Source organism: Aequorivita xiaoshiensis (assembly GCF_022008395.1).
Classification (GTDB): Bacteria; Bacteroidota; Bacteroidia; order Flavobacteriales; family Flavobacteriaceae; genus Aequorivita; species Aequorivita xiaoshiensis.
Window position 1 is genome coordinate 110,198 of sequence record NZ_JAIRBB010000007.1, and the last position, 22,781, is coordinate 132,978.

At 34.6% G+C, this 22,781-nt stretch carries 20 protein-coding genes and 1 pseudogene; 6 read left to right on the forward strand and 15 right to left on the reverse strand.

Annotated elements, in window-relative coordinates; genetic code table 11:
• Positions 1-95: 95 nt before the first annotated feature.
• Together K8344_RS09550 and K8344_RS09555 are read right to left on the reverse strand one after the other, a co-directional pair.
• On the reverse strand, positions 96-1,400 hold the full coding sequence (locus K8344_RS09550) for a cryptochrome/photolyase family protein (protein WP_237608473.1): 1,305 nt from the start codon (positions 1,398-1,400) through the stop codon (positions 96-98).
• Positions 1,401-1,552: 152 nt separating this feature from the next.
• Complete coding sequence (locus tag K8344_RS09555) at positions 1,553-2,014, reverse strand: SRPBCC family protein (RefSeq protein WP_237608474.1); 462 nt, start codon at positions 2,012-2,014, stop codon at positions 1,553-1,555.
• A gap of 325 nt (positions 2,015-2,339) precedes the next feature.
• Between K8344_RS09555 and K8344_RS09560 the strand changes: the two genes are divergently transcribed.
• Complete coding sequence (locus tag K8344_RS09560; RefSeq protein WP_237608475.1) at positions 2,340-3,185, forward strand: DUF2911 domain-containing protein; 846 nt, start codon at positions 2,340-2,342, stop codon at positions 3,183-3,185.
• A gap of 81 nt (positions 3,186-3,266) precedes the next feature.
• On the opposite strand, the gene K8344_RS09565 is transcribed toward K8344_RS09560, so the two are convergent.
• From K8344_RS09565 to K8344_RS09575, 3 genes are all read right to left on the reverse strand, one after another.
• A complete protein-coding gene (locus K8344_RS09565; protein WP_237608476.1) occupies positions 3,267-3,614 on the reverse strand; it encodes a carboxymuconolactone decarboxylase family protein in 348 nt (115 codons plus the stop codon).
• A gap of 110 nt (positions 3,615-3,724) precedes the next feature.
• Positions 3,725-4,558, reverse strand: a complete 834-nt coding sequence (gene tatC / locus K8344_RS09570; RefSeq protein WP_237608477.1) for a twin-arginine translocase subunit TatC — start codon at positions 4,556-4,558, stop codon at positions 3,725-3,727.
• The gene (locus K8344_RS09575; RefSeq protein ID WP_237608478.1) at positions 4,558-5,523 is read right to left on the reverse strand and encodes a KpsF/GutQ family sugar-phosphate isomerase; all 966 of its coding nucleotides are present in this window, start codon (positions 5,521-5,523) and stop codon (positions 4,558-4,560) included. Before K8344_RS09575 ends, tatC begins: the two co-directional genes overlap by 1 nt.
• Before the next feature lie 199 nt (positions 5,524-5,722).
• Here K8344_RS09575 and recQ point away from each other — a divergent pair, with 199 nt between their 5' ends.
• Positions 5,723-7,915: a DNA helicase RecQ gene (gene recQ / locus K8344_RS09580; RefSeq protein WP_237608479.1), complete on the forward strand. Its 2,193-nt coding sequence runs from the start codon at positions 5,723-5,725 to the stop codon at positions 7,913-7,915.
• Positions 7,916-8,036: 121 nt separating this feature from the next.
• Here the strand turns inward: recQ and K8344_RS09585 are convergent, their stop codons facing one another.
• The 5 genes from K8344_RS09585 to K8344_RS09605 form a co-directional block, all read right to left on the reverse strand.
• Complete coding sequence (locus K8344_RS09585) at positions 8,037-9,095, reverse strand: nucleoid-associated protein (RefSeq protein WP_237608480.1); 1,059 nt, start codon at positions 9,093-9,095, stop codon at positions 8,037-8,039.
• Positions 9,096-9,171: 76 nt separating this feature from the next.
• Entirely contained in the window at positions 9,172-9,696 is a 525-nt protein-coding gene (locus K8344_RS09590) for a plasmid pRiA4b ORF-3 family protein (RefSeq protein WP_237608481.1), read from the reverse strand.
• 29 nt (positions 9,697-9,725) lie between these two features.
• Positions 9,726-10,751 carry a COX15/CtaA family protein gene (locus K8344_RS09595; protein WP_237608482.1) on the reverse strand — a complete coding sequence of 342 codons (1,026 nt, stop codon included), beginning with the start codon at positions 10,749-10,751 and terminating at the stop codon, positions 9,726-9,728.
• Positions 10,752-10,755: 4 nt separating this feature from the next.
• Positions 10,756-12,177, reverse strand: coding sequence for a CCA tRNA nucleotidyltransferase (locus K8344_RS09600; RefSeq protein WP_237608483.1), 1,422 nt, complete (start codon positions 12,175-12,177; stop codon positions 10,756-10,758).
• 144 nt (positions 12,178-12,321) lie between these two features.
• The gene (locus K8344_RS09605) at positions 12,322-12,888 is read right to left on the reverse strand and encodes an L-threonylcarbamoyladenylate synthase (RefSeq protein WP_237608484.1); all 567 of its coding nucleotides are present in this window, start codon (positions 12,886-12,888) and stop codon (positions 12,322-12,324) included.
• A 123-nt stretch (positions 12,889-13,011) separates the two neighbouring features.
• Between K8344_RS09605 and K8344_RS09610 the strand changes: the two genes are divergently transcribed.
• Positions 13,012-13,797, forward strand: a complete 786-nt coding sequence (locus K8344_RS09610) for a glycosyltransferase family 2 protein (RefSeq protein ID WP_237608485.1) — start codon at positions 13,012-13,014, stop codon at positions 13,795-13,797.
• Here K8344_RS09610 and K8344_RS09615 read toward each other — a convergent pair.
• Genes K8344_RS09615 through K8344_RS09625 form a run of 3 tightly spaced genes read right to left on the reverse strand, consistent with a single transcriptional unit; the run spans position 13,792 to position 16,490 of the window.
• Positions 13,792-14,922 carry a CDP-glycerol glycerophosphotransferase family protein gene (locus K8344_RS09615; protein ID WP_237608486.1) on the reverse strand — a complete coding sequence of 377 codons (1,131 nt, stop codon included), beginning with the start codon at positions 14,920-14,922 and terminating at the stop codon, positions 13,792-13,794. The two genes, K8344_RS09610 and K8344_RS09615, sit on opposite strands and share 6 nt — an antisense overlap.
• Positions 14,923-14,932: 10 nt before the next feature.
• On the reverse strand, positions 14,933-15,694 hold the full coding sequence (locus K8344_RS09620) for a glycosyltransferase family 2 protein (RefSeq protein ID WP_237608487.1): 762 nt from the start codon (positions 15,692-15,694) through the stop codon (positions 14,933-14,935).
• Between the two features lie 58 nt (positions 15,695-15,752).
• Positions 15,753-16,490, reverse strand: a complete 738-nt coding sequence (locus K8344_RS09625; RefSeq protein ID WP_237608488.1) for a glycosyltransferase family 2 protein — start codon at positions 16,488-16,490, stop codon at positions 15,753-15,755.
• Positions 16,491-16,640: 150 nt separating this feature from the next.
• Here K8344_RS09625 and K8344_RS09630 point away from each other — a divergent pair.
• Both K8344_RS09630 and K8344_RS09635 read left to right on the forward strand, forming a co-directional pair.
• A pseudogene (locus tag K8344_RS09630) lies at positions 16,641-17,459 on the forward strand (glycosyltransferase family 2 protein); the annotation flags it as partial.
• 27 nt (positions 17,460-17,486) lie between these two features.
• The gene (locus K8344_RS09635) at positions 17,487-18,323 is read left to right on the forward strand and encodes a glycosyltransferase family 2 protein (RefSeq protein ID WP_338144599.1); all 837 of its coding nucleotides are present in this window, start codon (positions 17,487-17,489) and stop codon (positions 18,321-18,323) included.
• Here K8344_RS09635 and K8344_RS09640 read toward each other — a convergent pair.
• On the reverse strand, positions 18,320-19,393 hold the full coding sequence (locus K8344_RS09640; RefSeq protein ID WP_237608489.1) for a glycosyltransferase family 9 protein: 1,074 nt from the start codon (positions 19,391-19,393) through the stop codon (positions 18,320-18,322). The two genes, K8344_RS09635 and K8344_RS09640, sit on opposite strands and share 4 nt — an antisense overlap.
• A 159-nt stretch (positions 19,394-19,552) precedes the next feature.
• Between K8344_RS09640 and K8344_RS09645 the strand changes: the two genes are divergently transcribed.
• On the forward strand, positions 19,553-20,317 hold the full coding sequence (locus tag K8344_RS09645) for a lipopolysaccharide kinase InaA family protein (RefSeq protein WP_237608490.1): 765 nt from the start codon (positions 19,553-19,555) through the stop codon (positions 20,315-20,317).
• Here the strand turns inward: K8344_RS09645 and K8344_RS09650 are convergent.
• On the reverse strand, positions 20,314-22,773 hold the full coding sequence (locus K8344_RS09650; protein WP_237608491.1) for a TonB-dependent receptor: 2,460 nt from the start codon (positions 22,771-22,773) through the stop codon (positions 20,314-20,316). The genes K8344_RS09645 and K8344_RS09650 overlap by 4 nt on opposite strands.
• Positions 22,774-22,781 lie beyond the last annotated feature (8 nt).

A 22,781-nucleotide genomic window follows, 5' to 3' on the forward strand; every position in this document is an offset into this window, starting at 1 on the left:
AACTGCACAAGAGTAGCAAAATTGTGTAGAATAGCACAAAATTAGTCTTGATTTACCTTTTTTTTAACAAATGAAAAAAATCTTAGGAGAAAAACTTATGAAATAGCAGCTTTATACACTTTTAAACATCGCTCTCTAGCTACCTTATGGTCGACTATTTTCTCGGGGTATTTGGCAGTTTCAAATTCGGAAACATACTTTTTAATATACTTGTAATCTTTATCGTATTTTTCAATCTGTGTTGTAGGATTAAAAATTCTAAAGTAGGGTGCTGCATCTACACCGCAACCTGCTGCCCACTGCCAATTCCCAACGTTGCTAGAAAGTTCGTAATCTAATAATTTTTCGGCAAAATACGCCTCTCCCCAACGCCAATCTATTAATAGATGCTTACACAAAAAACTTGCTACAACCATCCTTACGCGGTTATGCATATAACCAGTAGTGTTTAACTGTCGCATGCCAGCATCTACTAAAGGATAACCAGTTTTCCCCTCTTTCCACCTTTGAAATTCAACTTCATTGTTTCGCCATTTAATTCTGTCGTATTTCTTTTTAAAGGCATTTTCCACCGTTTCAGGAAAGTGCCATAAGATTTGCATAAAGAATTCACGCCAAATTAGTTCTTGCCAAAAAACTTCATTTTTCTCGGCTGTAGCCTTCTTCATTATTTCTCTAATACTTACCGTACCAAATCGCAAATAAATTCCTAAATGTGAAGTAGCATCTTCAGCCGGGAAGTCTCTTTTGTTTTCATATTGCTGAATGGTTAATGGAGTTATGGAGTAATCTGGAACTTTAATTGTAGACTTCTCAAATCCGATATCATTTAATGAAAGATTTGGTAAACGTGAATTTTGATATAAATTTTTAAAGTGTTTCTTTGAATTTAATATCTCACCTTCAAACTCCGTATTATACTGCGCTTTCCATTTTTTCATATATGGAGTGTAAACGAGGTAAGGAGTACCGTCACCTTTAACAATTTCATTCTTCTCAAAAAGCACCTGATCTTTAAAAGTGTGAAATTTGATTTTATTATGGCTTAGAAATTTTTCTATATGCTGGTCACGATCTCTCGCATAAGGTTCATAATCGTGATTTGTAATTACATTTTGAACTCCAAATTTTGAGATTATTCCTTGAAAAACGTCCTTAGTATTTCCGTGGTAGATTGCTAGACTACTGCCGTGCTTTTGTAATTCCGCGCGCAAACTTTGTAGGGTTTGAAAAATAAATGTAATGCGGGCATCGTCTTTAGGAAGTTCACTAATTATTTCTGTATCAAATATAAAGATTGGAAGTACGGGGTATTTTCCTTTTAGGGCATTCTGAAAACCCGTATTGTCGTGAAGCCTTAAATCTCTTCGAAACCAAAATATATTTACTTTTTGTGTCAAATCTAAATTAGTGTTTTAGGTTGGAGTTTTTTCGTCAAGTTTTAATAATAAGCTATAAAAATTATCCGGAAATTGACTTTTACAAACGGAATTAATTAATTTTGAAAACTCTCTTAAGAGTTATTTTTCCTTCAAAAGATTTGTTGTCAGTATCACAAGGTGCCGAAGAGCTCGTGCAATTTATTTTTTCGATATTCGAATATTTCGTCTAATTTCGGTTTAACCAATAGTGGGTGGACTAGTTGCCCGAGAAATCCAAAAGGAAGTTTATAATGAAGTAAGTCTTCCATTTCAATTCCGCCGTCAATTTCTTTAATAAAATGCTTGTGATGCCAAAGAGAATACGGGCCAAAGCGTTGTTCGTCTACGAAATATTCGCGATTCACAACATGTGTAATCTCAGTTACCCACTTTGTTTTAATGCCTAAAATAGGGGTTACTATATACTCAATTATTTGTCCGGCAAACATAGGTTTTTCTGATCCAGACAGAATATCGAACCCCATATAATCGGGAGTAATAACTTTTAAGTTCTTAGGGTTTGAAAGAAACGCCCAAGCTTCATCAACTGTTATAGGTAATTTTTGTTTTGCTTGAAGTGTATAAATTTTCATTAAAGATTATCTACTTCTTTTAATTGTAAGTCTCTTATTCATTGACAGTAACCTGTAAGTATCTACATCTAAAGCCTTATATCTCGACTTAACTCTTATCTTATTCCTTAATTTTTTCAACATAGCTCAATTTTTTCTTTAAAATTACTTTGTTTTAAACTGTAATGAAAAGGTTAAACAAAAATTTAACATATAGAGGTCGTTTCTTGTATAGCTTGGACTTAGAAGTATTGTGTTTGTGGGTTTTTTAAGTTTTTATTAACTTTAAAGAAGGTATTCAAACAGTACCTTCGTAAGTAATATAAACACCCAAAAACCAATAAAGATGAAAAAGATAATTTTACTTTTTTCTGTTTTAATGCTAACTGCAAGTATTCAAGCACAAATAGAAACTCCACAACCGAGTCCGTTTCAGAAAATTGAACAAAAAGTGGGGCTTACAGATATTACATTAGAATATTCTAGACCTTCTATGAGAGGTAGAACAATTTTTGGCGATTTAGTGCCTCACAATAAAATGTGGCGTGTAGGAGCTAATACAAATACAAAAATAACGTTTAGTGATGCAGTTGAAATAGGAGGAAAAAAACTCGCTGCTGGTTCGTATGCAGTATACGCAAAGCCGAGTGCCACAAATTGGGACGTATATTTCTACAGCGATTCAAACAATTGGGGGTTGCCTGAAAAATGGGATGATAAGAAAGTAGCTGCAAAGGTTTCAGTTCCAGCTTACCCGATGCCTATAAAAATTGAAACGTTAACAATGACGTTTGATAATCTTACCAATGACTCTGCAGTATTAGGAATTCTTTGGGCCGACACCTATGTAGGAGTACCAATAAAATTATTTACTGATAAAGCCGTTACAGCTAACATAGAACGCGCAATGAGCGGTCCTAGTTCTAACGACTATTACGCAGCAGCAGTATACTACTTAACTGAAGGGAAAGACATCAATAAAGCTAAAAATTGGATTGATAAGTCGTTTGAGATGAATAAAGACCCTAAGTACTATCAGGTTCGTCAGAAAGCGCTTATTTACGCAGCTGCAGGTGATAAAAAAGGAGCCATTGAAGCTGCCAAGCAATCACTTAAAATGTCTAAAGAGGCTGGAAACGACGATTATGTAAAAATGAACGAAAAATCTATTGAAGAATGGGAAGGTAAATAATCTTAATCACTTACCTGAAGCTATAAAAAGAGGCTATCTAATGTAGATAGCCTCTTTTAGTATATATAATTAGTTTAAATTTTATTCTGCTTCTAAAGCTTCCCAATATTCATAAGCTCTTCGTAAATGCGGAATTACTATGGTTCCGCCAATAAGAAGTGAGATACTCATCCCTTCAACAACTTCTTCTTTTGTAAGTCTGAGTCTATGACATTCTTCTAGATGATACCGTACGCAGTCATCACAACGAAGTACTAATGAGTTTCCTAAACCTAGGAGTTCTTTTGTTTTCTTTGGGAGTGCACCTTCAGTAAATGCATTGGTATCCAAATTAAATATACGCTTGATGATTTTGTTATTATCTTCAAGCATTTTTTGGTTCATCTTTTCCCGATAGGCGTTAAATTCTTCAACAATATTTTTTTCCATAGCTGTTATTTTTATTCAAAACTTAGATACGCCAATACTCAAAATAAGGTTCGGTTGTTAATTGAAACGCTACTATAAAAACTATTTCAATTTAACCTATTAATTGGTATTTATGCATTTTTCATTCTTTTCAATTCTCTTTCTTGATTTCTTATTACAATTTTTGATATGTAGATACTTACTTCATACAGTATTAAAATAGGGATAGCCACGATTATCTGGCTAACAATATCTGGAGGAGTAATTACAGCAGAAAGAACTAACACAATAACCAACGCAAATTTTCGGTATTTGCGAAGAATTTCAGGAGTTACCAGGCCAATCTTAGTTAAGATGTACATTATAATTGGCAACTCAAATACTATTCCTGAAGCCAATACAGATGTACGAACCAAGGAGATATAACTATCTAAATCGAAGTCGTTAAAAACCCTATCGCTTACTTGATAGTTTCCTAAGAAATTAATTGAAAGCGGTGTAATAATGTAGTAACCAAATAAAACACCAACAAAGAAAAGTAGGGATGCGATTACAATAAACCCACGGCTAGACTTGCGCTCTTTTTCTTTTAAGCCTGGGCTAATAAACTTCCACAATTCATAAAGTATGTATGGAAAAGCAATTATAATTCCCGCGTAAATAGATGTCCACATGTGAGCTGAAAACTGCCCAGCCATAGTTCTACTCTGAATTCTAAAAGGCATTTCATCAAAACAAAAGGCGTCCATTCCTAGTTTTTGAGAAAAATCACAAAAAATGCGATAGGTGAAAAAACTTGGCCTTGAAGGTCCAAATATTAATGTATCGAATATAAAACTCTTAAAAATAAAGGCAAGTATTCCAACCAAGACTACAGCCATTGTTGAACGTACTAAGTGCCAACGTAATTCTTCTAAATGGTCCAAAAAGGACATTTCTTTTTCGGGGGAAGCTATTTTTTTCATTAAATAATACCCTCTTTAGTAAGGTTATGAATATGTACGATCCCGCTATATTTCCCATCTTCTTCAGCGATTATTTGCGTGATTCCAAATTTCTCCATCATTTCCATCGCTTCAACAGCCATAGCATTATTGTCTATTACCTTTGGATTGTTAGTCATAATATCTTTTGCGGTTAATCCTGCAAAGGTATCTGCTTTAGTTAACATTCTACGCAAATCTCCGTCAGTAATTATACCAACAATCTTATCGTTTTCTATAACTGCTGTTACACCAAGCATTTTCTCAGAAATTTCTACAATTACCTGTTTTACATCGGTATCGGGAGCTACTTGAGGCTTTTCGTTTAGTGAAGTGAGGTTGCTTACACGTAAGTACAACTGCTTGCCCAAAGATCCTCCTGGGTGAAATTTAGCAAAATCTTTGCTCGAGAATCCTTTTAAATCTAATAGACACATGGCTAAAGCATCACCAATTACCAATTGCGCAGTAGTGCTAGTAGTAGGAGCAAGGTTGTTAGGACAAGCCTCTTTTTCTACATAAGCATTCAAAACAAAATCTGCTTGCTGCCCTAAAAAAGATTCTGTGTTTCCTGTAATGGCAATTAGTTTATTTTGTGCCGCCTTAATTAGGGGTACTAAAACTTTTATTTCAGGAGTGTTGCCACTTTTAGAAATACAGATTACAGTATCATCGTGTTGAATTGTACCTAGATCGCCGTGAATTGCATCTGCAGCATGCATGAAAATAGCAGGAGTACCAGTGGAGTTTAAAGTCGCAACTATTTTTGTTGCAATGTTTGCACTTTTGCCAATACCAGTAACAATTACCCTACCTTCAGAATGAAATATGTATTCAACAGCGCCGGCAAATTCTTCGTTTACTAAATGAGCGAGATTTGCAATTGCTTTGCTCTCAGTTTCAATAGTATTCTTTGCAATTGAAATTATTCTATTTGTTTTGTTCAAAACTTAATGCTTTTGAATGTTTGTAACTGTACATTTTATTAGTATATTTAAATATAAAAAAAACCTAATTTAGTATTTTTTAATCTTGAGTTAACAAAAAAGTTACAGTTGCTTAATTTGATTACAAAATTACAACTGTTATTGATAATATAATCTAAATGTTGATTAAAACTGAATTACTCCCTAAAACTATTATGACGTGGTAGATTATGACATTTACGCAGACTTAAAGAAATATTTTGGATTTTCTCAATTTAAAGGTTTGCAAGAGGATGTTATTAAAAGCATCCTGGAAGGCAATAATACTTTTGTAATTATGCCAACAGGCGGAGGTAAATCCCTCTGCTATCAACTTCCTGCACTCATGCAAGAAGGAACGGCTATAGTGGTTTCCCCGCTTATAGCACTTATGAAAAATCAAGTGGATGCATTGCGAGCGTTATCATCAGAAGATGGAATAGCGCACGTATTAAACTCATCGCTTAATAAAACTGAAGTAAAACAAGTAAAAAGTGATATTGCTAGCGGAATTACCAAACTGCTTTATGTTGCTCCCGAATCACTAACTAAAGATGAGTATGTTGATTTTCTTCAAACTCAAAAAATTTCATTTTTAGCTATTGATGAAGCGCATTGTATAAGTGAATGGGGGCACGATTTTAGACCTGAATATCGAAATCTTAAAAGTATTATTACTCGTATAGGAAACGATATACCTATTATTGGTCTTACGGCAACCGCTACACCAAAAGTACAAGAAGACATTCTGAAGAATCTATCGATGCAGGATGCAAATACGTTTAAAGCTTCTTTTAACCGTCCGAATCTGTACTATGAAATTCGTCCAAAAACGAAAAATGTAGACGCGGATATTATTCGTTTTGTAAAACAGAATGAAGGTAAAAGTGGAATTATTTACTGTTTAAGCCGAAAAAGGGTTGAAGAACTCGCCCAAACTTTGCAGGTGAATGGTATTAAAGCCGTTCCGTATCATGCAGGGCTCGATGGAAAAACACGTGTAAAACATCAAGATATGTTCTTGATGGAAGATGTGGATGTGGTTGTTGCTACCATTGCTTTTGGAATGGGAATCGACAAACCAGATGTTCGCTTTGTTATCCATAACGATATACCAAAGAGTATTGAAAGCTACTATCAAGAAACTGGTCGCGCCGGCCGCGACGGTGGTGAAGGTCATTGTTTAGCTTTTTATAGCTACAAAGACATAGAAAAGCTAGAGAAGTTTATGAGTGGTAAACCAGTTGCGGAACAGGAGATTGGACACGCCCTTCTACAAGAAGTTGTAGGATTTGCCGAAACTTCTATGTCGAGACGTAAGTTTATACTTCATTATTTTGGAGAAGAATTTGACAATCAAACCGGTGAAGGCGGAATGATGGACGATAATATGCGTCATCCTAAAAAGAAACACGAAGCTACCGCGAATGCTAAAAAGCTGTTGGAGGTTGTTTTAAAGTCTAATCAACAATATAAGAGTAAAGAGGTTGTAAACGTGTTGATTGGGAAGATAAACGCCTTAATTAAATCGCATAGAACAGATACACAAGAGTATTTCGCATCGGGTGTAGACCATGACGCTGCTTATTGGATGGCGTTATTGCGTCAGTTATTAGTTGCTGGTTACCTAAAAAAAGACATCGAAACCTACGGCGTTATTAAACTTACAGATGCAGGGAAGGAATTTATAAAGTCTCCTACAACTTTTATGATGACGGAAGATCATTCATTTAAAGATGCTAACGACGATATAATAGTTTCGGCTAAACAGGGAGGAGATGTAGTAGATGATACACTTTTTAAATTATTAAAAGCTGAACTTAAAAAGGTTGCTAATAAGCTAGAGTTGCCACCATTTGTGATTTTCCAAGAACCATCTTTGGAAGATATGGCCTTAAAATATCCTATAACACTAGAAGAACTAGCTAATGTTCATGGAGTAGGAGAAGGAAAGGCAAAGAAATATGGAAAGTCGTTTTTAAAATTAATTCAGGATTACGTTGAAGAAAATGAAATTATAAGACCTGAAGACTTTGTTGTAAAATCTACAGGTAGCAATAGCTCCCTTAAATTATACATCATTCAAAACGTAGACAGAAAGCTTTCTTTACCAGATATTGCCGATGCAAAAGGGCTTGAAATGCCCGAGTTTATTAAAGAAATGGAGGCTATCGTTTATAGTGGAACAAAGTTAAATATCGATTATTGGATTGATGAAGTGTTAGATGAAGATCAACAAGAAGAAATCCACGATTATTTCCTTGAAGCTAGTACCGATGAAATTAAAGTAGCTATGGATGAATTTGATGGAGATTACGATGAAGAAGAACTAAGACTATATCGTATAAAATTCATCAGTGAATTAGGAAACTAATCAAATTAATGTAAGTAAAATTCTATTTGTAAATAATATAAACGAAATTTCTAAATGCAAAAAGAGCAAAACATTTAAATTTTTAATGTTTTGCTCTTTTTATTTTATTGCTTGGCTACAGCTATACTTTCTGTTCTTTGTTGAAGTAAACTAAGTAGTAGTACATTTGTTTTTCCTCATCCCAACCTTTTTCTACAAATTTATCTGCGCTTTCAGGATTTATGAAATCGAGTTTGATTTGTATATTGGTGTCCAGATTGATAATATTCTTAATTTTTTTTCTCGCTGCTGTTACAGCGGTATTTGCTATTGGAAATGTGGTTAAATCCTCGATGCTGTATTTAGGCGCTTTTTCAGTTTTATAATGGCGGAATTCTGGTAATAATTCAGGATTGTCAATTACCTCATTCATAAAAGCAGTTTCTTCAAAAGTGTCATTTTTCGCAAAATGATTTACCGCCCGGTTCATAAACATTACCTCCTGCTTTTTATCTTCGGCAGGTAATACGACATCCTTGGCGAAGTCTTGACAGAATTTCAAGTATTTTTTGGTGTGGAAGTTGTCGTCAGCTAGCGGTTCTACCCCTAAAAAGCTTTCTAACCAATAACGTGCATCATAGCGGTTGCTGTCTACTGAAAGTATTTTGTATCCTTCTTCTTTGTTAGCATTGAAAATGATGCAACCTTTATCAAGTTTATTTAAACTTACACCTTGCTGTAACATTGCATCAAGTGAATTTCCTTCTTCTAAAAACTGAAGAAAATCTTGTTTCAATTCACTTTTAAATACACCAATGGCATCCATCTTCACATTGTCTAATTGTACACCTTCAAGATATGCTACGTAAACCTCACCACTTTTTATATGTGGATGCTCAGACTGATTAAAAAGATAAGTAGCAATTTTTTTACTCTCCTCGTGTATGTGTTCAGGATTGTTAAATATGTTATTTGCGCTGTTATACAATTCGTGAAACTCTAAATCGGCTTCATGTGAGAACTTAAAATAATTCTCTTCTTTTTCACGAAAAGGCTTTAAGAAAAACTCTTTTAACAAAGGGGTAATTTCATCATCCATTTTATAGGGCTCGGCAGAAAGAAAAATATCTTCTCCACGGCTTTTGTTACCCACTCTGTGGATTGAAAGAGATGCAATATGAGTAGAAAAAAGGTTTATCATATAGAATATTAGAAATTAAAAATTTAGGAATGTAAATGTGTTGTACAGCTTAGTATTGGTGATCTGTTACTAACAGCTAGTTCCAGTTTTCATCAAAATCCAGACTGTCGTAGTCTTCTGGATCTAAATCGTAATCGTCATCAAAAAAATCATCATCATCATTACCTTCTATAGGTTCCGAAATGAACTCTTTTTCAGGAGCTTCAGCAGGTACTTCACCGTGAGAGTACATTAGGTTTGGATAAATTCGTCCAGTTTCAACTTCACCTATATCGGCTAATTCTACCATAAACGTCCACATATTTAGAAAATCGTAAACGTAAAGAAGTCGGGTGTTGTCTTTATCCACCACATCCTCTAAATAGGTATCGCCCATTACTCTTATACCGCCAGGTTCATCACTTACATCAAAAAGTGAAATCTCCTCTTCTTCTTCCCAAAACTCATTACTAGTGTAGAATGAGGCCATTTCTTGGCCGTCAAATCCAAAAGATTGGGTAATTGCATTATGTAAATCTTCTAAGGAAGCAGAAGCTTCAATCTCGATGTCTCTAAATACATCTTCTTCGGTGTCTAGTATAATTCTAAATCGGTAAACCATTTAAGCTATAAAAAAATTAGTGCGCAAAGTTACAAACTTTTACTCGTTCTATTGGTTAGAAATGCTTCCAACAATATATAAAATTGAACTCCAAAGAGTAATGTGGCAATAACGAGATGAAGCGGTTGTGAGAGTACAGGAAAATCAAAATAATACATTAAGATTCCAGTAAATGCTTCAGCGAGAATTAATAAAATTAGAGCATCCAAATATTTTAATCCATAGTTTCTTTTTCTATTGAAGTACCACAATGACAGGTTTACTAGAACTACTAATATTGAAAAAGAGCGATGTAAATAGAAGTCTAATCTCGGGTTTTCCAACCATAATTCTGGGGAATTATAACCAACTTCCTTGACGCGTTCATCAACAAATTCACGAACCTGAGTACCTAAAACTACTTGTATAAGTGTTAAAATTACTGCAAAAAGGATAAGTGTTCTATAACTTCTAGATGTGAAATAATTTACAGGCTTTTCTTTTGAAGCATATAGGATATAAAGTAATACTGCCAAAATAACCAAGGCCATAACCATATGAATGGTAATTTTAACTGGAGAAAGCACCGAGTAAACTACTGTAGCTCCTAGCCAAGCTTGAAATACTAGTAATCCAACGCTTACCCAGGATAAGATGGTAAGCTGTTTTTTAACTTTCCATTTTCGAAGTGAAAATATTGCCATGATAAGTATTGCGAAACCGGATAAAGCTCCAAATAATCGGTTTACATATTCAATCCATGTGTGCCATACGTTGAAGGTAGCATAGTCGTGCTTGGTGTATAACTCCCAATGAGAATCGGTGTATTGATTGGAAGTTGTAAAATCTTCTTTTGCAACGTATAAAGCATCGTTGTGAATAATTACCTGTCCTTTTTTAAATGTTCTTTCGGGTGCCCATTCTAATTCAGAAATTTCTGTAGGTGGAATATAGTACCCAAAACATTTTGGCCAATCTGGGCAACCCATTCCAGAGCCCGTCATTCGTACCATAGCCCCAGCGATAATCACTAGGTAAACTAGTACAATTGAAACTTTAATTGATTTTCTGAACATTAGTTTAACTTGTTTTTAAGCCTAAATCTGCACCTTTTTTTAGCATAAATGCTCTTGCAGCTTCATATTCATTAGGGATTTCACCTTCTAGAATAGCTTCTTTAATTGCATCTTTTATAATTCCAATTTCCCGGGAAGGCTTCAAATTAAATGTCTCCATAATTTCTTCTCCAGAAACGGGCGGTTGAAAATTACGAACGTGATCGCGTTCTTCAACTTCCACGATTTTTTCGCGAACTAATTGAAAGTTTGCGTGGTATTTTCTAAACTTTTTAGGGTTTTTGGTGGTGATATCCGCTTCGCAAAGCGTCATTAAATCTTCCACGTATTCACCAGCATCAAAAATTAATCTCCTTACAGCACTATCCGTAACGTCACTGGCTAAAGCAATTGGACGTGAACTCATTAAAACCATCTTTTGAACGAACTTCATCTTGTCGTTTAATGGCATTTTTAATCGCTTAAAGAGTTTATAAACCATTTTCGCACCTACAAATTCGTGTGCGTGAAAGGTCCAGCCTATTTTTTTATCAAACTTTTTTGTTGGGGCTTTCCCAATGTCATGTAATAAAGCAGCCCATCGCAACCATAAATCGTCTGTGGTTTTAGAAATATTATCTACCACTTCTAATGTATGCCAGAAGTTGTCTTTATGCGTTTGTCCTTCTTTTTCATCAATCCCTTGTAAAGCCATTAATTCAGGTAAGATGTAGCTTAATAATCCTGTTTTATGTAATAATGTAAATCCTTTAGAAGGAACATCCGAAAGTAAAATCTTATTAATTTCATCTACCACTCGCTCTTTCGAAATTATTTTAATTCTTTCAGCGTTTTTTGTGATTGAATTCAAGGACTCTTTTTCAATAATAAAATCTAATTGCGTTGCAAATCGAATAGCACGCAGCATTCGCAATGGATCGTCGCTATATGTAATATCAGGATTTAGTGGAGTTCTTATAATTTTCTTTTGAAGGTCTTTAATACCGTTAAAAGGATCCAGAAGCTCGCCGTAATTCTCTTTGCCAAGGCTAAGCGCTAGCGCATTTATAGTGAAATCTCTTCGGTTTTGGTCGTCTTCAAGGGTGCCGTTTTCTACTGCTGGGTTTCTACTTTCTTCTGTATAAGATTCTTTACGTGCTCCTACAAATTCAAGTTCTATTCCGCCACTTTTTAACATGGCCGTGCCATAGGTTTTAAAAACTGATACCTTTGGTTTACCAGGTAGGAGTCTAGCTACTTCTTCAGCAAGGTCAATTCCACTACCAACTGCTACTATATCAATATCTTTAGCTTCACCGCGGTTTAAAATAAAATCGCGGACGTAACCCCCAATAACATAAGTTTCAAGGTTTAAATTAGACGCAGCCTTAGAGATTGTTCTAAAAATAGGATTCTCTAATGCCGATATGTATGTTTGTTTTGCCATTTATTATTTCTAGCAGAGAAGCAAAGGCGTAAATATTTTTAAAAATACTATCTTATAAGTTGAAGTGTTTATGCTAGCAGCGTATTAAAACTTTGCTAGATAAGCCTTTCGGTTTCTTGTTTCTCTTTAGTATTGTTTCAATTTCTATTTGCGGATCACCTTTACACTTCCATCATTTCCGAGCTTAATAATAGCCGAAGGCTTTCCATTTTTTTTATCGCGGTGCAAATTTACAACATAGTCCACGCCTTCCAAAATTAAAGGATCTATTTCGGAGTAAGTTCGAGGAGTGGGCGTCCCTGAAATATTTGCCGATGTAGAAACAATAGGTTTCCGAAATTTTCTTATCAAGGTTTTACAAAAATCATCTTTAACCACTCGCATGGCAAGTGTATTGTCCTTAGCAATAATATTCTCAGCTATGCGAATAGGGTCGTCATAAATTATAGATGTAGGTTTTGCAGCGTACTTTAAGATATCGTAAGCAACTTCAGGAACATCCTCAATAAATTCATTCAACATTTTAAAATCGCTCACTAAACAAATTAAAGATTTGTCATCACTCCTTTGCTTTAATTTAAATACCTTTTCTACTGCAATAGCATTTGTAGCATCGCATCCTATCCCCCAAACTGTGTCTGTAGGATATAAAATAAGTCCCCCTTTTTTAAGAGTTATAAGGGCATTGTTCGTTTCGTCTTTGATATTCATCTGCTAAATTTTGCTTAATTGCAAAGTTCTTCAAAAAAGCAGCATTATCCTTGTCTAATTTCATTAAAATTGAACTTATCTAGTTTTGGTAAAAAATATATCTTTGAAGAAATCTCTTAATAAATGAAAACCTCCTTACTTATTTCTACCTACAACTGGCCTGAAGCATTGGATTTAGTTTTAAAGAGTGCTGCTGCCCAAAGCGTTCAACCTTTTGAAATTTTGATAGCAGATGATGGCTCCAAAGATGAAACAAAGGATTTGATAGAAGCATTTAAAAATAGAACCACAACAACACTTAAGCATATTTGGCATGAGGATAAAGGTTTTAGAAGATCCAAAATTTTAAATAAGGCAATTGCCGCTGCTGCTGGTGACTATATAATTCAAATTGATGGAGACTGTATAATGCATCCCGATTTTGTAAAAGATCATATTGCACACTCGGCAGGCGGACAATTTCTTTTTGGAAGCCGTGTTAACATTCAAGAAGCATATTTAAAGGAACTTTTTAAAAAAGAGAGAATAAATTTCAACTTTTTTTCTAAAGGCATAAAAAAACGAACTCGAGCGTTAAGAATTTCCATTTTAGCCGATCTATATAAAACTAGCCCTATACTTTCAAAAAAATTGAGAGGTTGTAATTTATCTTATTGGAGAAACGATTTTATTGCCATAAATGGATATAATGAAAATTTTGAAGGTTGGGGAAGAGAAGATTCTGAAATGGCTATAAGAATGCTGAATAGTGGAGTATTGGGGAAAAGATTAAGGTATAGTGGCATTGTTTATCACATTTGGCACTTAGTTAAAGATCAAAGTAGATTTGAAATAAATGATTCACTACAAAAAGAAACACAAGAAAATAAAGTGAAATGGTGCAAAAAAGGAATTGACGCTTACTTATAAAACATTATCGAGATATTCATTTATCGCACTAGCAGCTCTTTCTGAAGGAGTGGAGCCTTCTTCTGTATAGTAATTTTCTGAAGTTATTTTCTCCTGTATAGACTTATAAGTTTTCTGATGGTTTTCTTTGGAGCTTTTTAATGCTTCCTTCAATTCAGTAATAGAATTAATCACATCACCGCACTGCCAAAAACGGTAATTAATATCATCTTTATAATCGACGCCTTCAGGGTTTAAAAATATACAAGGTCGTGGATTAGTCATAAACTCGTAAACCTGACTAGAGACGTCACCTATATAGATATCGGCAGCTTTTGTGTAAGTCATATTTACACTTTTATCACTCCCCAAATCTATATGTATGTTATCTGCAGTATGGTATTTTTGTGGTATTACCGCAGGATCATCCCCTCCCACTTTATTGAAAAGATTAATATGCGGAGCGAAAATTAAATTGTAATCTTTCAACTTGTAAAAAAATTCCAAAATTCTGAGTCCCATAAAATGCCATGACGAAAGGGGAGGAGTAAAGTGTGGATTGTATAAAACTGTCGGTTTGTTATTGGTGAAAATAGGTTCGGGTTTATCCAATTTTACCACATCTAGTTTTGGATAACCTGTAACTTTATATTCGTCATTTAGCAATTGCATTTCTTTTAAAGACGTATTGTGAAACATCCCACATTGTAAATGGAAATCAAAATCTAGGATGTCTTTATTGTAAGCGTAGGCTCTTCCAGGAGTACCGTGCTCCAAAAAAATAAATTTTGGTTTAATACGATCTTCTCTAACTTTCAAGAGGTATTTATGATAGTAATCGGTAAAGATTATAGCATCAAAATTTGTGAGTATATATTTCTTGTGTTTTTTTATCCAAAAGCCTTTTCTAGGTAGTTGCCTGCCTTTTAATCTATCGGTAAAGGCTCTAAATGCCACTGTAGGCATTTTCTCAACTACTACATTTTTATCATTGAGCTTTTTAAGTGATTCGTAAAGAAAAGTATTTTTTCGAGAATGCGTGAGAATATGTACTTGATTGGATTTTGCAAGTTCTACTGCTACGCTCACAAAATGGTAAATATGATGAATTTCATCGAGAAATATGATAGCTATTTTGTGACTCATACGTTTTTTTTTAAGCTATTTTTCTATACAGTAACCAAAGATTAATATATCGTTTAAAAACTGAAAATGCACTCACATAGGCAAGGATAAATCCTTCTTTTCCGTCTAGAATTCCCAAACGAAATATAAACTGATTCCAAAAACGATAATACGGCCTAAACAGAAAGTGATAGTAGGTAGGTTTCTTCCCTTTTTTGTAAAGCATTTTAGCTTGTAAAGCACTGTATTTATGCATTTTTGCGGTATAATCGTCGAAGGATTTGTAAGTGTGATGTGGTAAACTGTTTTTTAGGTTTTCAGTTTTTCCATCGGTTTCTAAAGTTTCGTGAACTAGATTGGCATTATACTGACAATGATTTTTGTTGAAAAACCTTACGATATAATCGTTTTGCAAGCCGCTGTACTTTATACGTTTTCCCATAAAATAGAAATCGCGTTTTACATAATAGGCTATAGCTTTTGGGTTTTTCGCTAGTTCAACGATTTCCTCAGCTAATTTTGGAGTTACCTCTTCGTCTAAATCGAAAAAAGTCACCCAGTCATTTTTAGCTTTTGAAATCGCAAAGTTTTTTTGAGCTGAAAAGTTATCAAATTTTCTTTGGAACACTGTAACCTTCTCGTGTTTTTCCGCTAATAAAACTGTTTCATCTGTACTATGTGAATCCACAATGATAATTTCATCGGCAAACCAAAGACTATCCAAATAGGCTTCAATGTTATGCGCTTCATTAAGCGTTATGGCAATTGCTGAAATTTTTGCTGTGTTTTTCAAAAACTGAATGTGATTTGTGTAAAAATACTGTTTTTACCTTTCGTACTTACAACGTGTATTATTGAATTCCTTTTCGCAATAACATTAACTTTACATACCTTTCAAAAACTCCGTATGCATTTACTGCAGCAACGGTAAGTCCTGGTACCCCATCTCGGAAACCTCCCTTTAATACAAACGACCTAAAAAATCGATAGGTAGGTTTTATAAGGAGGTGAAACCAAGTTGCTTTTTTGCCTTTGTCAAATTGTTGTTGTGCTTGAAACCAGGCATACGATTCTTTTTTTTGAATATAATTATCCAGCCCCTTGTATGTAAAATGGAGCATTTTATTTTTTAATTTTCCTATGCTTCCGGTACAATGCAATTTTTCGTGAACCGAACCTGTAAATTTAGCTCCTTCCCGCTTTACTAATCGCAATACATCATCACTGTGGTGATAGAGAAAACGATTCATATAAAAATGCGGAAAATTAATCTTATATCCTCCGTGTTTCGGTTTCTGTATTGTTTCTAAAATTTCGGCTTCCAAAGAATGCGTTACGCGCTCGTCAGCATCAATAAATAGAATCCAATCTCCAGTGGCTTCTTTTAATGCGAAGTTTTTCTGATTTGAAAAATTGTCGAAAGCGCGTTGTAGAAACTTAGTGGCATATTTCTTAGCTATTTCTGGGGTTTTGTCTGTACTATATGAATCTACAACAATTATTTCATCGGCAAAAGCTACCGAAAATAGGGCGTCTTCAAGATAGGCCTCTTCGTTGAAAGTAGGTATGATTACAGTTAGTTTCGGCATATTTTCTCAGCATAATTTCACGAAAAATAACTAATTGTTTTATCGTAAAATTGTGATTTTTTGAATTTAGCTAAAGATTTAAAATACATTTCGAAATTACTACTTTTTGTTTTGTGCGCCAACTTCCTAAATAACTTTATCTTTGCATAAATGAAGCAGCTTAACACCTCCATAATAATTAGCACTTACAATTCTACCGAATGGTTGAAAAAAGTGCTGTACGGTTATAATAATCAAACATATAGACAGTTTGAAGTTGTAATTGCAGATGACGGTTCAAACGATGAAACACGGCTATTGCTAGAAAAAATGCAAGAAGAAGTTTTTTATCCAATTGTTCACGTTTGGCACGAAGACAAAGGTTTTCAAAAGTCCGAAATTCTTAATAAAGCCATTAAACAGTGTAGTACAGAATATATTATTATGAGCGATGGGGACTGTATTCCGCGAAAAGATTTTGTGGAACAACACGTAAAATATCGTGAAGAGGGATATTTCCTGTCTGGTGGATATTTTATGCTGCCAATGGAAATATCAAAGAAAATAACCAAAGAAGATATTTATACCGAAAGATGTTTTGATGTTAAGTGGCTTAAAAAACACGGATTAAAATCTTCATTTAAAAACAATAAACTTTACTCTGGTTCTGTAAAAGCTAAGGTTTTAAATGCTTTAACTCCTACCAATGCTAGTTGGAATGGACATAATGCTTCTGGGTGGAAGAAGGATATTGTTGCCATAAATGGTTTTGACGAACGTATGCAATACGGCGGACAGGATCGTGAACTTGGCGAACGATTGATGAATTATGGAATTAAAAGTAAACAGATTCGCTACAATGCGGTTGTTTTACATCTTGATCATCCAAGAGGGTATAAGAACGAAGAGTCTATTGAAAAGAATTTAGCAATACGTAAGGTTACACGTAATCAAAACAAAAAATGGACAAATTACGGGATTGTTAAAAATGAAGATGAATCGCCTTATGTTTCGGTTATTGTAAGTACCTATAACCAACCTGAATGGTTACAAAAAGCCCTTTGGGGATTTGAGCAACAACTAGAAAAGAATTTTGAAATTATTATTGCCGACGATGGATCGGGAGAAGAAACTAAAAAAATGATAGATTCTTTTAAAGAAAGCTCTCCTTTAAAAATAACACACGTTTGGCAGGAAGACCACGGTTTTCAAAAAACAAAAATTCTTAATAAAGCAATTGTAGTCTCAAAAGGGGAGTATCTTATTTTTACAGATGGGGATTGTATTCCAAGAAACGATTTGGTTTCTACACACCTTGGCTTGAGTCGTCCAGGATGTTTCCTCTCTGCGGGTTACTTCAAGCTTACCATGAGTATTTCTAAAAAAATTACAAGAGAAGACATAAAATTGCAACGTTGTTTTAATGCAAAATGGTTGTTAAAACAAGGACTCAAGAAAACTTTCAAAATAAATAAACTCACTTCTTATGGTTTTAAAGAAGATTTTCTAAATACGTTTACGCCTACTAGCGCTACTTGGGATGGAAATAATGCTTCGGGTTGGCGTAAGGATGTAATTGCAGTAAATGGATTCGACGAACGCATGCAATACGGTGGGGAAGACCGTGAAATGGGCGAACGTTTAATGAATTACGGTATTAAACCCCTTCAAATTCGATATAGCACAGTAACCTTACATTTAGATCACGCCCGAGGATATGTTACTAAGGATATGTTTGTGAAAAACAAAGCTATTAGACGTATTACAAAACAAGAAAAAAGAGTTTGGACGAAATATGGAATTCTAAAAATTGATGCTCCTACAAGTGTAGCAGAAGAAGTTGAATCTAATTAAGTTTTTGCATCGGGAAAATGATGCGCTAAATAAGGTTTCAGTTTTTGGAGAATCATTTCAGGTTTTAACTCCTTGTAAAGTTCTTGAGGATTTTTCTCAATCGATCTTCTTTCTTCGGGGGTAAAACTTTTAAATAGGTCTGGGACTTCTTCTAGTAGATGAATAGATTGATGAAAAACTTCATCTTCAAAACTATTCCATGCATCTTTATCTATATAGGGTGAATAAATTGTAAAAGTTGGTTTGTTTAAAGCTTTTGCAATGTGCACACTTCCTCCCTCATTGCTAATAAGCATATCGCATTGACTCATTAACACGGCAAATCCACGAATGCTATGTTCATAAACCTCTATATTTATATTTTCCTTGCGCGCACATGCATTGTATATTTTTAAAGCTTCTTCTTTTTGATGAGGTGCATAATTGAAAAGGATGGTAGCCTTATAGTTTTTGGTGACAAAATCTATAAGCTCAACAATATATTCATAGGGCATAGATTTATTTGGCGTGCTTCCTAAAACCCCAAACATGATAATTGGCCCATTAATGTCTTGTAATTTATTTTCGGATTTCTCTATTTCGGTTAAGTATATTTTCGGCACATAATTTGGGTTTTTTAAAGGAAAAACCTGATGTACTAAATTAACTCTATCTTCAATCCCTCTTCCGCAGGGCAATGTAGCTTTCTTTTTGAAGTTTAGTGGATGCGTATAAAAAGGAAGTTTTAGTTTTTTATGCGCTTTTTTAAAGCCTATTCTGTACGGAGCTTTACTTGTTAAACAAATAATTCTACTTTGGAACTTAGCGTAGGGGTCGAAGATAATATCGTATTTCTGTTCTCTAATTTTTAAAGCAGTTTCAAAAAGTGTTGGCAAACGCTTCAGCTCTTTTTGGTTAATTGAAATTATACGATCGATATTTGGGTTGTTTTCAAGTACCCCAATTGTATAATCGTAAGCAAAAAAGGAAACTTCACTATCAGGAAATACTTTTTTAATATTATTAGCAATAACAGAGCTCAATAGCACATCGCCAATACGTTTGTTTTGTATGATAAGAATTTTCTTCATAGGGTATTACTTTGTTAGACTTCGTTTTCTTTGCCAAATTTTGAATGTCGCCTTAAAGTAAAGTTTGTATTTTCGTATAAAATTCCAGAGCGTAAGCACGGGATAAAGATTTTAAATTACCTTCGCAAAATACCTTTTTTGACTGTATAAATATTAAAAATGCGCGAGAATTTCGTAATCAATCCAAAATATTCACACTTGCAACCTGCATTGAAAGACGCACTTTATCAATTTGAAAAAGTAGGGGAGTATGTAACCAAAGGTGAGCGCAATGTTATAAAGAAAATAGAATTAAATGGTGTTGTCTTCAATATTAAGAGTTTTAAAACGCCTAATTTCTTTCAGTCTATAATATACCAATACTTTAGAAAGAGTAAGGCAAAACGTTCTTTTGAGTACGCTTCTAAACTAGCTAACTTCGGAATTGGAACTCCAACACCCGTAGCATATATCGAGTTTTTTTCTTTGGGATTAAAACAGAGCTATTATATAAGTGAACACCTCGATTACGATTTCGATTTTCGAGTTTTAATTCATAAACCTAAGTTTGAAAATCGGGAAGAAATATTACGACAGTTTACACAATTCACTTTTAAACTGCACGAAAATGGAGTAAACTTTTTAGATCATTCCCCTGGAAATACTTTGATTACTGATGTAGGAAATAACCAATATGAATTCTATTTAATTGATTTGAATAGAATGCGATTTGAACCTATGAGTTTTGAAAAGCGAATGAATAACTTCCGCAGACTCTGGCCTTCAAAAACTATGGTTAAGATTATGGCCGAGGAGTATGCTAAACTCTACAACAAAAGCACTTCAGAAACCTATGAAACCATGCTGAAGTACAGTCGTGATTTTCAGAAAAAGAAAAACAGCAAAAAGTTGAGAAAGCGTAAAAGACAGCGTTCTCGAGCTTAAAACTTTGCCGAAAGCTTCACATTAAAAATTCTCGGTGTCAAGTAATTCGGAATAGCGTATTGAAGTTTGCTATAAACATCTCTTACAAAAGTGTTTGTAATTGAATTTTGCACATCAAAAATATTGAAAATTTCAGCTCCAACCGAAAGTTCCTTAAATGGTTTTAACCACCCGCTATCTCTTAATTTTGAATCATCTACAATTACGTAGCTAACCCCAATATCGGCACGCTTATAATCTGGTAAACGTGTTTGATAGTTATAAGGGTCGGCATAACTCGGGGAACCACCTGGAAGTCCAGTATTGTACGTCAAGTTAAGATACATTTTAAGCGAAGGAATAACTTTTACGTAATCCTGAAACAACATACCAAATTTTAAGCGTTGATCTGTAGGACGGAAAATATACCCTTTATCGTTAATGTTTTCCTCTGTTTTTAAATATCCAAAACTCAACCAGCTTTCTGTTCCTGGAACAAATTCTCCTGCCAGTCGTACGTCTAAACCGTAAGCATAAGCAACAGCGCTATTGTTTGCGCGATATCGAATACGTACGTTTTCCAGCGTATATGGATTAACATTATCAAGGTGTTTGTAATATACTTCAGAATTCAATCTAAATTCGCGGTCCCACATTTTAAAGCTGTAATCGTTTCCGAATACAATGTGTACAGATTTTTGTGCCTTAACTCCGGGACGAACAGTTCCCGTTGAATCTCTTAACTCTCGATAGAAAGGTGGTTGGTGATACATACCTCCGGAAAGACGGAAAAGCATATCCATTTCCCAATTTGGTTTTAAAGAAACTTGGGCTCGAGGACTGAATACAGTTTGTGATGTACTCGTAATGTTTTGTCCGCTTACTGTCCAATTGTGCGCACGAACCCCTGCATTTAACCAAAGGTCGCTACCTCCAAGAGTAGTTTTTCTACTCCATTGCGCATAACCAGATATACGGTCTATTTGCGTATCATTCATTGCATTTACGTTTGTGTAAGGAACAATTGGCGAAGTATCTGGTGAGTATGGTTGATTGTTAGGAGGGAAAAGAGGTGGGCGAATTGAAAACCCAGCCGAGTCAATAATTTCATATTCATTTACACGGTCGCGAATATCTTCGTGAGTGTATTTTATTCCGTATTCAATATTATTATCTTCAATAGATAGATTCCCTTTGTGTTCGAAGTTAAGGATTAATGCATCCAAATCATTTCGGGCGTGTGTAAGTTGTCCCCCTATACCGCGAGTAAACTCAACTTGTCCTAAATCTTCACCACCTAGATCAGTATTTACTTCGCCTAAGCGATATTCGGCAAGAATGTCGTAATATTCTTGCTCAGTAGTTTGATAAACAGAACCAATAAATTTAGCTGTGTAATTATCAGAAACAACCCAAGTTGATTTTAAAGCTCCAAAATAAGTATTGTATCTATCTTCTTCTTGGCCTTCATAAAACACAAGTAGTGCAATAGGATCGGAAATAGTACCGAAGTTAGTCTGTCTTGTTAGCGGTCTGTAATTGTATTCGTTAATTGATATATTTCCTAAAAACCCAACTTCAAATTTATTACTGAATTTATAAGTAAGATACGTTTGTGCATCTGCGAATTTTGGTCTGTAATTGGTTTCTGTTTCTTTTGCTTGAACAAAAAGACTGTTATCGCGGTAGCGAATTCCGAAAATACCTGATAGACGACCATTTTTTGAAACCCCTTCTATAGAACCACTAGCTCCCAATAAACTTGCTTCTATAGACGCACCAAAATTTACTGGGCGGCGATACGTAATGTCTAGAACCGAAGAAAGTTTATCCCCATATTTTGCCTGAAATCCACCAGCTGAGAAATCTACATTGCTAGTAAGATCACTATTTACAAAGCTTAATCCTTCTTGTTGTCCGCTTCTAATTAAGAATGGACGATATACTTCAATTTCATTAACATAAACTAAGTTTTCGTCGTAATTACCACCACGAACAGCATATTGCGTACTTAATTCGTCGTTGCCATTTACACCTGGAAGCGATTTTAGAAGGTTTTCAACACCCGCATTGGCACCTACCATTTTACGAATAACCTCTGGAGAGATGGTAGTTACCCCTTCAACGCGTTTGTTTTCTCTACCCGAAATTACAACTTCACTAATTTGCTCTATAGTAGTATTCATTACGGGATTTAATTCGTAATCTTCATTTGGAGAAAGGTTCACGGTTACCTGTGCTTTTTTATGACTTACATGCGAAAAAACGATAGTAACATCTTGATTTGATGGTACTTTAAGCAAGTAAAACCCATTAAAATCTGAAATAGTTCCAGTGTTGTTATAGGTTACATTTGCCCCAACTACGGGAAAGTTATTTTCGTCGAGAATAATTCCTTTTACAATCGATTTTTGAGCAAACGCAACGGTTGCAAAACATAAAAAGAAAAGTGTTAGCGGTAGTTTTATTGTTTTCAAAAGCTTGA